The organism is Protofrankia sp. Cj5, from assembly GCF_917627405.1.
Lineage (GTDB): Bacteria > Actinomycetota > Actinomycetes > Frankiales > Frankiaceae > Protofrankia.
The window spans coordinates 1-12880 of sequence record NZ_CAKJTO010000003.1 but is presented as its reverse complement, the minus strand read 5'-3'; the positions used below and the strand labels follow the sequence as shown (position 1 = coordinate 12880).

Genomic DNA, 12880 nt, shown 5'->3' with positions numbered 1-12880 from the left:
TCCTTCCCCGTCCGGCACCGCTGTCGGCACCGGTACCGGCATCCGCTACAGCCATGCCGGTCCTCCTCGTGGTTCGCGGCGGTACGTCATGAGCCCAGGAGTGCCAGCGCGCTCTCGATCAATCCGGGGATGGCCCGCGCGTAGCGCTCAGCGGACGGGTCCGGGCTGGGCCGCCGCCGGTTGTGCTTGACGATGAGAGACAGCGTGGCCGCCGACTTGAAGTGGACCAGTGCGTCGAACCAACGCAGATCGGCCACGGCCGTGCCCCGGGCCTGCTCGTAGGTGTCCAGGACGGCAGCGGCGGACGGGACGCCCGGCGGGTCGAAACGCGCGATCGGGCTGCCCATCACCCCACACATGGACAGAAACCAGGCCAGGTCCAATCTGGGATCGCCCACCGTCCAGATCTCCCAGTCGATGACGGCGGTGATGTCGCCGCCGACGGCGAGCATGTTGCCCAGGCGCCAGTCACCGTGCACCACGACCGGGGCGAGCTCCGCCGGCAGCCGGGCGCGCAGTGCCGCGGCACACTCCGAGTGGCGCGGCCGCAACGCCTGTTCGACCGTGTCCAGCGCGCGCTCCCACCGACCGACCTCATCCGCCAGGGACACCGGCCGCTCATCCCCCAGGCCCACCGACACCGGCGAGATGGCCTGCATCGCCGCGAGCATGCGCGCCGCCGCGGCGAAGCGGCCCCGCACCGCCGCGGGTGCGAGCGGCGCCCGCGGCGTATCCATGATCGGCTCGTAGGAGTCCCCGTCGATGAAGTCCATCGCGAACAGCGGTGGGATTCCCGGCGGGTGCCCCGGGTCGCCGAAGAGCACCCGGGGCACCCGGATGTCCGGCACGGCAGCCAACGCGCGCAACAACCGGGCCTGTCGTAGAACGTCCCGGTTGCGGACCGGAGACACACCGGGCGTGGCAACCTTGAGCACGACCCGGCGGCGTCCACCGGCGGCGTCCACCAGTGACGCGGCGAAGGTGTGGCCCGACTGGCCGCCGGTGAGCTCGACAAGATCCTCGACCGCCACCTCGCCCGCCGGGCCACCGGCACCCGCACCCGCACCCGCGGCAGCGGCAGCGGCTGAACGCACCCGCCGAGCGAGCTCGTCGAGGTTGATGACCGGCGTCGCGGCAGGCCGCATGGTCACGCCTGGCTCGTCGTGGGTGCCACGCCCCAGGTTGCGAGCACCTCGCCGACGCTCGTCGCCACCGGGCCGGGTGGGGTGGACGCGGGTGTGCGGCTGAAGCGCGGGGCGGGCGCGGGACGCACCGCTCCCCCGCGGTCGGTGAAGGTCCCGCGGTGGGCGATGTGCGGATGCGAGGGCGCCTCGTCCATCGACAGCACCGGGGCGAAGCAGGCGTCGGTGTGCTCCAGCAACGCGCACCACTCGTCCCTGGTCCGCGTTCTGAACACGTCGGCGAGCCGGGCCTTCATCGGCCGCCAGCCGCTCTTGTCCCACTGTGTCGCCGCGTCGACCGGGTCGATCCCGATCAGCTCCAGCAGGATGCGGTAGAAGTTGTTCTCTATCGCGCCGACCGCGATGTGACGGCCGTCGGCGGTCTCGTAGACGTTGTAGAAGGGCGCGCCGGTGTCCAGGGTGTTGGTGCCCCGCGGGCCATCCCACGTCCCGGACGCACGCATCTCGTGCGTCATCATCATCATCAGCGCTGCCCCGTCGACCATGGCCGCGTCAACGACCTGACCGAGCCCGGACGCCCTCGTCTCGAACAGCGCGCACATCACCCCGAAGCCGAGCAGCATCCCGCCGCCACCGAAGTCACCGACGAGGTTGAGCGGCGGGACCGGCGCCTGTCCCTCCCGACCGATCGGGTCCAGCGCCCCCGCGAGCGCGATGTAGTTGATGTCGTGGCCGGCCGCCCGAGCATAAGGACCCTCCTGGCCCCAACCGGTCACCCGCCCGTAGACGAGCCGAGGGTTGCGGGCAAGGCAGACCTCGGGGCCGACACCGAGACGCTCGGCCACGCCCGGTCGGTAACCCTCGATGAAGACATCCGCGGCGTCGGTGAGCGCGAGCACCGCGGCCACCCCCGCTGGATCCTTGAGGTCGACGGTGACGGTCCGCCGGCCGCGGGCCAGCAGCGCGGACGCCGGCTCGGCCTGCGCGCCGGGTGAACGGTCCACCGAGACGACGTCGGCTCCCATGTCGGCGAGCAGCATCGCGGCGAACGGCCCAGGCCCCTGGCCGGCGAGTTCCACAACGCGCACCCCTCGCAGTGGCCCGCCGGTTAATGTCCCGGTCGTCTGTTCCTCGGTTGCCTGTTCCTCGGTCGTCTGTTCCTCGGTCATCGCCCGCCCATCCTGTCGGCCCGCCCATCCTGTCGGCCTGTCCGGTGTCCGGTGCCGTGCCATCGGCCGGTGGCACAGCACGCTGCCCCCGCTCACGTGTTCACGTGTTCACGTGTCGCCGAAGACGGGCGCGCGCCTGGCGAGGAAGGCGGCCTCCGCCTCGCGGCAGTCCTCGGTCAGGCTGGCGAGGATCTGGGTACGGTTCTCCAGCTGCATCGCGGCGTCGAGGCTCGGGGCGTCGATGTTCTTCCAGAGCACCTGTTTGGTCATCCGGACCCCGAACGGGCTGTTGGCCATGATCGCCGAAGCGATCGACAGTGCCTCGTCCAGTACCCTGCCGTCGTCGACGACCCGCAGCACCAAGCCGTTGTCCCTGGCCTCCAGCGCGTCGATCAACCGACCGGTCAGCATCATCTCGGCTGCCGCCGTCGGCCCGACGATCCGGGGCAGGAAGTAACTGGTGCCCATGTCCGCGCCGGACAGACCGATACGCACAAAGGCCACGTTGAAGCGGGCGGAGCTCGCGGCGAGCCGGATGTCCGCGGCCAGCGCGAGGGCCAGCCCCGCGCCCGAAGCTGGGCCGTTGACCGCGGCGATGACCGCCTGCGGCAACTCGTGGATGGTTTTGATCAACTGAGCCGCCCGGGTCTGCCAGGCCATCCCGAACTGGATCCGGCCGAGATCCGACGCGGCGGGGTCCGCGCCGAGGTCGCGCAGGTCCTGCCCTGAGCAGAAGCCCCGGCCCGCACCCGTGATCACCAGGACCCGGGTCGAGACGTCCCGGGACAGGGCGTCGACGATCTGTTCGATCTCGTCGTACATCTTCAGCGTGATGGCGTTCAGCCGGTCCGGCCGGTTGAGGGTGAGGACGGCGACGCGCGGAGCCACTTCCTCGAAGCTGATGGTCTCCAAACTGCCGGTCTCCAACGCTTCAGCGCTCCTTCGGCCGGGACGACGCCGCCCCCACAACAACATGTGCGACCGGCCGTCCATGTCAGGGGGATGGCATCGCAACGGTGGCTGCCGACGCTACGCTTTCGCGTACTTGTAGTGCAATGCGTTTGATAGTCTAACTTTAAAAATGCAGGCTTCCGCCCTGATTGACAACGATCCAGCGTGCTGTGCTGACCGCCCGCCAAGCGTCTCCCGCTCCCGCTCCCGTAGCTCATGGCTCATAGGAGGAAACGGCCCATGCCACCCGTCGCGGTCATGTTCACCTTCTCGGTGCCAGCGGACAAGATCGACGATGCGATCGGGATCCTGGGCGAGATCAGCGCGGCCATGAAGGCCGAGGAACCGGCCGTCCTGATGCACGTCTCCCACCAGCGGGCCGACAAGCCGGGTTCGTTCGCCTTCTACGAGCTATACCCCGACGAGACAGCGTTCAAGGCCCACGGCAAGGGTCCGATCATGAAAGCGGCCGGTAGCCGGCTCAACGCCCTGATGGAACAGCCGGGCAAGGGCTTCATCCTCAGCCCCGTCACCGGCGTCGGCCTGCCCACCTCAGCGCGCCCCTGAGCGTCCCGACCCTCCGACCCTCCGACCGAGTTTTATACAAGCCTGCCTTGACAGGGTGGTATAAAACTACTCGTGACTGTGAGTCGCGAGCAGCTCCGCCGTGAAGCGGACAGGGCGATCGACGAGGTGCTCGCGGGACGGGAAGCGTGCGAGCTGGAGTCGCAGACACTCGACTTCAAGGAGCTGAAGCGTCCCGCGGGCAACGACCGCGACCTGCTGAAGGCCGCGGCTGCCGACCTCGCCGAAGCTGTGGCCTGCCTGGCCAACAGCCGGGGCGGGACGGTCATCGTCGGGGTGCGCGACGATGGGGCTGGGCCCGCGGCCATCGTGGGCGTACCCACCGACCTCGACATAGACGATCTTCGCCATCGAATCTGGCAGCACACGTCGCCATCCTTGGTAGTCGATATTGATGGATGGGCACTTCCTGCGTGAGTACGCGGTGCTGGACAGCAGCGGACATCTCACCCGGGGAGGTGCCCTGCTGTTCAGCAACCTGCACCCTTTCGCCGCTGATCCGACAATCCAGTGCCTACGGCGGCGGACGCCGGCCGGTCCCCTTACCCGTCCATCATCAGTTCACCGAACTCCCCTGATTGTCGCCCTGACCGATCTTCTTCGGAATATTGACGCAATCAACGAGACCACGTCGGTCACACTGCCCACCGGCGTGCAACAACAACTCGAAACGACTCCCGGCCCGGCCGCGCGCGAAGCCGTGGTCAACGCAATCGCGCACCGCGACCACCGGCATCCTGAGCCGGTAAGGGCGTGCTCCAGCGCACGGCCGACTCGCCGGCCCGCGGACCGACCGTCAGGTACGAAGCCGGGCCGGCGTTTCCACAACGCGGCAGCCGCCGCCGATGAAACCGAGGGATGCGGGTCACTGTGAGCGCGCCAAGACCACCCACGACAACCACATGACCGAACGCCCCTACATCCTGCTGTCGGCCGCCACATCCGTGGACGGCTATCTCGACGACACCACCAACCAACGGCTGATAATCTCCAACAAGGCCGACCTCGACCGGGTCGACGAAGTCCGTGCCAGCGTCGACGCCATCCTGGTAGGCGCGAACACCATCCGCCGCGACAACCCCCGGCTACTGGTCCGCTCGATAGCCCGCCGCACCGGCCGGATAACCCGCGGCCTACCCGAAAACCCCATCAAAATCACCCTCACCAGTCGCGGCGACCTCGACCCTACCGCCAGCTTCTTCACCACCGGGCCAGCCGAGAAAATCGTCTATGCCACGACCCCCACCGTGAACAAGACCCGCGAGCACCTCACCGGCGTGGCATCCGTCGTGGACGCCGGGAACCCACTCGACCTCCACACCCTCCTGGCCGACCTCGCCACGCGCGGCGTACGCCGGCTGATGGTCGAGGGCGGCGGCACCATCCACACCCAGTTCCTCACCGCCGGGCTTGCCAATGAGATCCACCTGGTGATCGCACCGTTCTTCATCGGCGACCCGGCCGCACCCCGCTTCGCCGGCACCAGCACCTTTCCCCACCACCCCGGCCACCGGATGACACTGGCCGAGGCCCGTCAGCTCGACGACGTCGTCTTCCTGCGCTACCTGCTCGGCTGACTTCTCTTCCCGAGCGACACCGCGATCCGCTTAGAGCGCCCGAGAATAGGACTGTCCGGCTCGCGGCTCCCCGCATCCCGCCCGGCCACGTTGTCGTCAGTCGGCGCCCACCACCAAGGCGCCTTCCTCCTCCGCCTTGCCGGACCGGGCACGGATGAGCCGCTCACTGACCGAACGCCCTATCCTCGGGCGCTCTTAGCCGTTGACGGACCAAGCGGTGCCGGGAGATCGATCATCGTTCATCACTTGGCGCTTTGCTCGCACCAGGTCATGACAGCAGGCCGTTCTCGCCGGCCCACTTCTCGAATCCGCCAGCTTCAAAGGGCAGGCGGTACTCCCCGCTAAGCAGATCGTCGGCAAGCGCGGATACGAGCTCCACCGTGAGTAGCCCAAGCCGGATCGCCTCGCATAACAGCGACAGTGTCGGACGTAGGGCCACTTTGTGTGTCGCTGCGGCTCGGCGTCCAGCGCCGTCATCGATCACGGCGATGCCGCCCACGGTGGAGGCGAGTGCGAGAACTCCCGCTTCCCCGCGGTTGCGGTCCTGCCATACCAGCAGCGCGGAGAAGTCAGCAAACGCCTTGATCTCCTCTTCGGTCCGAAGTTCCCGATGCTCGAGCCAGGTCGCATCCAGCACGGCCTGGATGCGACTGTCGCGGGTTGCTCCCGTGCGTAACTCGTCCACGACCGTGTCAGGTATGAGTGCGGTCCGTTTTCCGACGACGGCCTTCAGGACTCCGAGCCAGTTATGCCGCGCAAAATGCATCAGCGGCCCGGTATCGAATACGAGAATCCCCTCCACACCCATGCTGTTATGACACGAACTTCCAGATAGCACTCTCCGGAAGCTGTGGCAGCGCGGGTAGGTCCTCTTCGTCCCAGACCTCGAAAAGGAGATCGATTGCTCGGGCCGGGGACACCGTTTCACCGCGGTACAGCCTCAGCACCGATTCCTCGTATTGTCTGGCGAGCGAAGGCGCGACAAGCTCGTCGTGGACAAGCAGATTGAACTCGACGATATCGGCTCTGGTCGTGCGCACGGAACGGATCCGATGGGCCTCGTCCTGCTCGATCTGCCCGAGATCCAAAAGACGGCGCGCCAAGGTGGACATGTCGACGCGGAAAGCGCTCGCGACCCTGACCGCGGCGGCACGCAGGTCGTCGCCGTGGCCACGCAGGTCGGTCCACATCTGGCGTAGCCCCGCCGCGGGTAGCAGAACAGCCCTTGCGAATTGGTCGAGGCGGGTTTCCCAGGTGTTGCCGTCGTCCTGCTCGGCGATGCGCCAATCGACCGTGTATGCGTCGGCGAACAGATAGTGGCCCAGTTCGTGCGCGAGGGCCAACCTGCGCCGCCCCACACGAAGATGCCCGTTGACAACAGCGACGCCTCCATGGGCCAACAGGATCGATGCGGCGTCCGCGGCCTCCGGCCCCAGATCGAAGGCGAAAGCCAGTAGACCAAGGCGGCCCACACGGATGGACGTGTCCAGAAATGACTCCGTGTCGTCGAGACCGAGAAGTAGGCGTACCTGCGAAGCACAGCGTTCCGTTTCGCCGCTTGTCTTCGGCCGCCACAGCTGTGGTGGAGTGTCAAGACTCCATCGATCGTCATGCTGTATGGCAAACTCGACGTTGCGTGCCACCCGATCGACCATCCGGTCGATGGCGGGGCTCGTGGCACCTGGTTCCCACAGGTTGCGGTGCGACACGATCGCGGTGGGCGGGTCCGTGACGAACCACTCGATCCGCTCACCAAGCGTGTCGGCGATGCGGGCAAGCTCGATCGCGGACACCCGACGCGTCCCGTTCTCAATCTTGGTAAGTGCCGAGCGGTCGAGGAACACAGCCGACGCGAGTTCGGCCTGCGTCAGCCCTGAGCGTTCGCGAGCGCCAGCGATGCGCTTACCCATGGTGCGGGGGTCTGCAGCGGTCACATGTGCGATTCTAGAACATCAAACAGAACGGCTGCTGCTGTGGTGCGCGACGCGGGCTCCGCCTCCTCAGCCCGCCCCGCTCTGATCCGCCGCGACAGCCCTCGGCGGCTGGTCCGCTCGGCGACCCGGCCGCCCCCCGCTTCGACGCCGACCGGGCTCGACGCACCGGACACGGCGGGCTGAAGGCAGCCGTTACTCCGCGCGGAGGACAAGGCCGTGCGCGTTGAAGAAGAAACCGCCAGACGTGAGGATCGCTGTGCCCGCGCCGAGGACCTGACGCTCGCCAGCCTCCCCCCGCAACCGCAGAACGGCTTCACGAATGTGCCCCGCGCCCTGCCATCCCACCGGGCCACGTGGCTACCTCCGCGGGGCCTACCCCAGCGCAGGGCCGCCGCAGCCACGGCACGACGGATGGACGTCCGAAACCCCCGTGTCGGGCAGAAAATACGTGTCGCTCTTCCACTCGTGACCTGCCGAACCGTTGTGATCAACGGTATCGCGGACCATTACTCAGTCGGTGACTCGACGACCTCCGCATGCGAGGCGTCCTGTTGCGCGGTGCGCACGGCGGCATCCGCGGATGAGCCGCCGGCCGGGGCGATCTGTGGACGCGGGCCGTCGCTGGAAAACTCGGCTGTCGGGCCGCCGCTGAGCGAGCCGATCAGGTTCGTCAGTTCACGCATGATGTCGGGCCCGAACCCGGCCAGCCCGGTCATCAGACTGACCAGCCCCTTGTCGTGGGAACCCGCAATGTAGGTCCGCAGGTTCGGCAGTAGTTTGCCCTTGGCCTCCAGGATCTCCGGTAGCCTTTCCACGATCATCCGTTGGATGTTCTCCTCGTGGTGGCCGCCTTCAATACGCAGCCGTTCGGCCAGTTTGTATGCCTCCAGCTCGGCCAGTGCCCGGGCGTGGTCGCGTTCCGACGCCCGGCTTTCATCCGCCACCGCTATGCGTGCCCTGGCGACTTCCAGCCGTCTCAGCTCAGCATAGGTGTCGGCATCCGCTCTGGCCCGCTCCGCCGTCAGCCGCTCGTTCGCCTCCCGCCGGGACCGCGTGGCACTGATCTGATCCTCTATAGCCAGTTTGGTCGTAAGCGTCCGCAGGTGAGCGTCCAGCGATATCTTCTTCTCCCGCTCCGCCACCCAGTCCGCAGGCAGCACAACGTTCGCGACGGACAGTGGCCGCGGTTCGAATCCCATCTCCACCAGTGCCGGCCTGGACCTCCACATCACCTCGTCCGCGATCTTTCCGAAATCGCGATCGACCTGCCCCATGGCCCGTTCGCCCACCACGTCACGAATATGTACGACAAGGGTGTCGATGACTTGCCGGTGCATGTTCTCCGTGTCCTCGCCGAAATGCTCGCTCACCGTCCGGATCGCCTGCTCGTCTCGTGGGATCCGAAAAGCTGTACGAAGATCGAGCGTCAGCGGCACCTCGTCGGAGGACTGACAGGTCACCCGGAACTCGATCGGCTGCCACTGCAACGAAATCTTGGTGAGGATGGCGCCCGGAGGGAGGAAGATCCGCCCTTTCAGCACCACCTTGATGCGATGATCCCACCACCCCGAGACGACACCCGCCTCGTCCTGGCCCAGCGGTTCCGACAATTTTGCCATGACGACTCCTAGAACAAACAGCGCCAGCAGCGCGAAGAATAATTTGGGGATGACGAACAACAGCCAGCCGGCCAGCGCTGTCACCGCGATCAGCGCGCCGAGATTCCAGGGTGACTGGTTCCTCAGCCATGCACGCCAGTCATTCATATCGACCCCGGTGTCATCAGACTGACTGGATGGCCCGCATGACGTCAACCAGGCCGTGCCCCTGAAACTCCCGTACCCGGCCGAGATCGGTCGCGGAGTCCAGGAAAACCTTTTTTACCCGTTCGGGGCTGCCGATAAACTCGCTACGCACCGAGAGAAAGGCGGCGATGGCCCCGGAGACGTGTGCCGCCGCCAAGCTCGTCCCGCTGAACTCGCTGTAGTCTGGATAGTCCCAGTCCTCGTCGTCGGGCTGGGCCGTCGAACTGACGCAGCTCACAATGTGTTCGCCGGGGGCGACAAGGTCCGGCTTGAGCCGGCCATCCCCCGTCGGCCCCTTGGAGGAAAAATAGGAAACCCCGTACCGGTGCGGGGCGACTCGATGCGTGGAGCCGACCGTGATAGCGCCGAAGGCGTTTCCTGGATCGTTGATCGTAACGCCCGCGCTGAAATCATCGGTGTTCCGGGCTACTTCCGTCCGCACGAAACCCGAATTGCCGGCGGCAACGACCACCAACACGCCCGAGGCGACCATGCGGTCGACCTCGTTGCACAGCGGGGAATACCCGCCGACAAACCACTCCGGGTAAAACGAGTAGCCAAGGCTCAGATTTACTCCGTGAATGCGAATGTTACGGCCGTAGTCGTTGACCCGCTGGATGTGCTCCAGCGCCGCGATCACCGCACTCACGTTGGCCAGCCGGCCCGCGCCGAACACCTTGTAGCTCACAATCTTACAACGCGGGGCGACACCGCCGATCCTGGTGATCGCGGACGTGTACGCATCCACCGTCTTGTCGCCGTCAAGCAGCATCTGGCGGACACGTAACCGACGTCCACCGGTTTCGGCGGAGTCAGCCGCCACCTCACCCGCGATGATACCGGCGACCGGCGTGCCATGCCCGATACCATAATCATCCCGGGTTGGAGCGTTGCCGTCCGTCAGATCGACGTGCTCAAGTTGAGCCGGCAGACTGAGATTGTCCCATTTAGCAAAGTGTGGGTGCCGCTCGTCAACCCCGGAGTCGACAACCGCCCAGACAATGTTTTCACCGAACGCGCCGAAGGTTGCCTGGGCCGCGTCGCCCTTTATCACCGCCACGGACCTGTCCAGCAGCGCCGAAACTTCGAAGTCGGGCCAGACCCGCCGGATCGCGCGCAGCCGCCAGTTGCCGGCATCCTGTTCAGCCTGCTCGACATCGACGTGGACGACCCAGCGCACAGCCTCCGGCGGGAGGACCGCGACGACGTAGGAACGGCCCAGCTCCCGAGACAGCCGCGACTCACCGATGTCGTCGAACACGTTCATCTCGCTGAACCGCACGGCTGCCTCGGTCAGCAGCGTGCGCACGGTATTCGCGGCACCGCGGCGGCCGGCGGGGAAATCCGGGTTGAGGTCGAAGATGACCCGGACGGTGCCTGATGCGCTTCGGCTCTCCAGCTCTGTCAGCCGCGACTCCAGCGCAGGCGTGATGACGGACCGGGCATGCGTTACCGGCCGGCGGCCAGGATCATCGAATTTCATTACGTCCCCCGATCTGCGGCATTGGACGGCCATGGGACCGCCGGATCCGACTATATATGCGATAAGGCTGGGGAAATTCCCCCTGATACGGGATTGCCGCACTCACTCAAACGTCCCTACGGGTGGAAAGGTTCCGCATCGTCGACCGGATGCGTAGCCGACGGGGACGTGGACGGGTTCGGCAGACGCCACAGAGCCGCCTCACCGGCGTCGGATGCGGTGGCGAACCAGCGCCCGTCAGGGCTGAACGCGACCGCGTTTACGCGCGGTTCGTGCACCGATCGGTGCCTCGCCGGCCCCGCGGAAAGATCATAAACAAAGACCACCCGATATGCCGGGCTGTGCGCGGCCATGAAACGTCCGTCCCGGCTGACGGTAAGCGCGCCCGGCGTTCTGGGGTGGGAGAACCGTGCCCGTACCCGGCAGGCTGCCACGTCGATAAACGAGATGACCATCGAACGGTGGCGTAACACAAGCAACTGGCCGGCCAGGCCGAGCGCGGCGTCCACTACCTCGGAGCCCGCCGCGGTGAAGTCCCCAGCATCTTTACCGGCCGCCGAGGGGTAGACGCAGGCACCGGTGGCGAGCGCCCACAGCCGTGGCGAACAGCTGTCATCCAGGGTGACCAACCACCCGCCATCCCAACTGAACCGAGCCGCCGTCACACGACGTACCGTCTCCACGGTCTTCCTGATCTCGCCACTGGCGCTGTGGCGCATCACCAGGCGCTCCGAACGGGTGTCCCGAAGCGCGATGAAGCGACCGTCCGGGCTCGCCGCGACAAAGGCCTCCCCCTCGGCCCCCAACCGGCTTCCGGCCAAGGCAATGCCCCGGTCAACGCCCCGGTCAACGCCCAGGTCATGGCGCCAAGCAGCGGCCTGCGGGAAACAGCTCAACAGGTACCGCCCAGCCGGGCCGAACAACAGCGCGGGGGGCGTCTGTCCACTCGCCCAGAGGTGGGTCACCCGAGCAGCCGACACATCCCACAATCGGGAATTCCCGTCCAGACAAACCGTTGCGAGCAGCGAGTCATCGGGGCTGAACACGGCATGCCGAACCGGTGCCGGATGCACGAAGGTCCCTTGGCAGCGGAGGCTGTCGACCTCCCAGCACCGGACCGCGCCGTCCCGACCGCCTGTCACCAGCCGCCGCGAGTCGGAACTGAACGCAACCACGAGTACGGGCGACAGCCGGCCGCCGGCTGAGGGGCTGGCGTGCCGCAGAACGCCCACCTTCGTCGGCCCGCCGTCAGCCACGATCCCGGCCAGCGGCCGAACCGGCTCCCGTCCGGTAGACGGGCCGTTCTCAGCCGCCGGAGATGCGGGCACCGGCCGCGCCCGGGGCTCCGGCGGCTGCCGCGTGCTGTCTAGCGCACCGCCTGGCGCGCTGTCTGGCGACCCCGGAAACGGGTACGGGGGTGGAACCGGACCGGCGCGATCCGCAGGCAGGAGTATCGGGCCGGGGAAGTCCGGCTCGGACGCTGGTTTCCCCCGCCCTGACATGGCCGCGGTGACGCCCGCGAGCAGCCGCTCACGGGCGTCGTCCGCCGTCAGTCCGAAGATGTCGAAGTAGACCACCCGCCCCAGCAAACCCGGCCGGGGACAGTCCTCGACGCGGACGGGGATCAGCTTGCGTTCCGTGCCGCTCTGGTCGGCCAAGTGGGCGGCCTCCCATTCGGCGCGGCCCCACCCCGACTCAAGGTAGGCGGCCGAAAGGATCGCCAGGGTATGGCGGGCGCCGCGGATGCCTTCCTCCATTCGCGCGGTCCAGTGTGTACCCGGCACGAAGTCCCATTTCTGGAACAGCACCCGATAGCCGGCTCGCTCCAGCTGCCACGCGATCCACTCGGCCCAGGGCATGTCCGCGGCGGTGTAGGAAATGAAAAAATGCCATGACGCGACGACAGGCAGCGGGACTGACATTGGTGGGGTGGCTCGCAGCGGCCAGCGCTGCGCATCGTCAGCACGCCCGAGCATGGTTCCCCCCGGATGGACCAGCGCCACCGAATGAATCAGCATCGACGCAGCGAAGCGTACGCCGAAGGCCACCCGACTACCGGTACACCCGCCCGGTGTGAACGGCGCCGCCGATCCCCACAGCGGATTCACGGCTTCTGCTGTCGCATCCGTCGGTGACGAGGATGGCTTGGACGGTGGATGGCCCGAACGGGGCGCCGCCGATCCAGCCCAGTTGGGCGGCCTATCCTCGGGCGCTCTAAGTGGTCGCCGCCGGGA

At 67.1% G+C, this 12880-nt stretch carries 13 protein-coding genes; 4 read left to right on the top strand and 9 right to left on the bottom strand.

All coding sequences use genetic code 11. The features are described from left to right. Positions 1 to 86 precede the first annotated feature (86 nt). The 3 genes from MJ777_RS01525 to MJ777_RS01515 form a co-directional block, all read right to left on the bottom strand. Positions 87 to 1145, bottom strand: a complete 1059-nt coding sequence (locus tag MJ777_RS01525) for a phosphotransferase family protein (RefSeq protein WP_239372782.1) — start codon at positions 1143 to 1145, stop codon at positions 87 to 89. A 2-nt stretch (positions 1146 to 1147) separates the two neighbouring features. Then, the gene (locus MJ777_RS01520; protein WP_239346472.1) at positions 1148 to 2311 is read right to left on the bottom strand and encodes a CaiB/BaiF CoA-transferase family protein; all 1164 of its coding nucleotides are present in this window, start codon (positions 2309 to 2311) and stop codon (positions 1148 to 1150) included. Positions 2312 to 2419: 108 nt separating this feature from the next. Beyond that, positions 2420 to 3238 (bottom strand): enoyl-CoA hydratase/isomerase family protein, encoded by an 819-nt coding sequence (locus tag MJ777_RS01515; protein WP_239372589.1) that lies wholly within the window; start codon positions 3236 to 3238, stop codon positions 2420 to 2422. 264 nt (positions 3239 to 3502) lie between these two features. Here MJ777_RS01515 and MJ777_RS01510 point away from each other — a divergent pair, with 264 nt between their 5' ends. The 4 genes from MJ777_RS01510 to MJ777_RS01495 all read left to right on the top strand — a co-directional run bounded on the left by MJ777_RS01510 (position 3503) and on the right by MJ777_RS01495 (position 5424). Then, positions 3503 to 3829: a putative quinol monooxygenase gene (locus tag MJ777_RS01510; RefSeq protein ID WP_239308338.1), complete on the top strand. Its 327-nt coding sequence runs from the start codon at positions 3503 to 3505 to the stop codon at positions 3827 to 3829. Between the two features lie 72 nt (positions 3830 to 3901). Next, the gene (locus tag MJ777_RS01505; protein ID WP_239372587.1) at positions 3902 to 4264 is read left to right on the top strand and encodes a helix-turn-helix domain-containing protein; all 363 of its coding nucleotides are present in this window, start codon (positions 3902 to 3904) and stop codon (positions 4262 to 4264) included. Next, complete coding sequence (locus MJ777_RS01500) at positions 4242 to 4721, top strand: hypothetical protein (protein ID WP_239372585.1); 480 nt, start codon at positions 4242 to 4244, stop codon at positions 4719 to 4721. Before MJ777_RS01505 ends, MJ777_RS01500 begins: the two co-directional genes overlap by 23 nt. Before the next feature lie 28 nt (positions 4722 to 4749). Further along, on the top strand, positions 4750 to 5424 hold the full coding sequence (locus MJ777_RS01495) for a dihydrofolate reductase family protein (RefSeq protein ID WP_239372583.1): 675 nt from the start codon (positions 4750 to 4752) through the stop codon (positions 5422 to 5424). Between the two features lie 268 nt (positions 5425 to 5692). Here the strand turns inward: MJ777_RS01495 and MJ777_RS01490 are convergent, their stop codons facing one another. The 6 genes from MJ777_RS01490 to MJ777_RS01465 form a co-directional block, all read right to left on the bottom strand. Beyond that, positions 5693 to 6232, bottom strand: coding sequence for a nucleotide-binding protein (locus tag MJ777_RS01490; protein WP_239372581.1), 540 nt, complete (start codon positions 6230 to 6232; stop codon positions 5693 to 5695). A 4-nt stretch (positions 6233 to 6236) separates the two neighbouring features. Beyond that, on the bottom strand, positions 6237 to 7358 hold the full coding sequence (locus MJ777_RS01485) for an ImmA/IrrE family metallo-endopeptidase (protein ID WP_239372579.1): 1122 nt from the start codon (positions 7356 to 7358) through the stop codon (positions 6237 to 6239). Positions 7359 to 7550: 192 nt separating this feature from the next. Further along, a complete protein-coding gene (locus tag MJ777_RS01480) occupies positions 7551 to 7703 on the bottom strand; it encodes a hypothetical protein (RefSeq protein ID WP_239372577.1) in 153 nt (50 codons plus the stop codon). 161 nt (positions 7704 to 7864) lie between these two features. Next, positions 7865 to 9124 (bottom strand): SPFH domain-containing protein, encoded by a 1260-nt coding sequence (locus tag MJ777_RS01475; RefSeq protein ID WP_239372575.1) that lies wholly within the window; start codon positions 9122 to 9124, stop codon positions 7865 to 7867. A gap of 16 nt (positions 9125 to 9140) precedes the next feature. Beyond that, positions 9141 to 10646 (bottom strand): S8 family peptidase, encoded by a 1506-nt coding sequence (locus MJ777_RS01470; RefSeq protein WP_239346479.1) that lies wholly within the window; start codon positions 10644 to 10646, stop codon positions 9141 to 9143. A 116-nt stretch (positions 10647 to 10762) separates the two neighbouring features. Then, positions 10763 to 12664, bottom strand: coding sequence for a toll/interleukin-1 receptor domain-containing protein (locus MJ777_RS01465; protein ID WP_239372573.1), 1902 nt, complete (start codon positions 12662 to 12664; stop codon positions 10763 to 10765). Positions 12665 to 12880 lie beyond the last annotated feature (216 nt).

Excerpts from the sequence above, each read along its gene's own strand:
- MJ777_RS01525 (WP_239372782.1), bottom strand. The coding sequence starts at position 1,145 with ATGCGGCCTGCCGCGACGCCGGTCATCAACCTCGACGAGCTCGCTCGG.
- MJ777_RS01520 (WP_239346472.1), bottom strand. The coding sequence starts at position 2,311 with ATGACCGAGGAACAGACGACCGAGGAACAGGCAACCGAGGAACAGACG.
- MJ777_RS01510 (WP_239308338.1), top strand. The coding sequence starts at position 3,503 with ATGCCACCCGTCGCGGTCATGTTCACCTTCTCGGTGCCAGCGGACAAG.
- MJ777_RS01500 (WP_239372585.1), top strand. The coding sequence starts at position 4,242 with ATGGATGGGCACTTCCTGCGTGAGTACGCGGTGCTGGACAGCAGCGGA.
- MJ777_RS01495 (WP_239372583.1), top strand. The coding sequence starts at position 4,750 with ATGACCGAACGCCCCTACATCCTGCTGTCGGCCGCCACATCCGTGGAC.
- MJ777_RS01490 (WP_239372581.1), bottom strand. The coding sequence starts at position 6,232 with ATGGGTGTGGAGGGGATTCTCGTATTCGATACCGGGCCGCTGATGCAT.
- MJ777_RS01475 (WP_239372575.1), bottom strand. The coding sequence starts at position 9,124 with ATGAATGACTGGCGTGCATGGCTGAGGAACCAGTCACCCTGGAATCTC.
- MJ777_RS01470 (WP_239346479.1), bottom strand. The coding sequence starts at position 10,646 with ATGAAATTCGATGATCCTGGCCGCCGGCCGGTAACGCATGCCCGGTCC.
- MJ777_RS01465 (WP_239372573.1), bottom strand. The coding sequence starts at position 12,664 with ATGCTGATTCATTCGGTGGCGCTGGTCCATCCGGGGGGAACCATGCTC.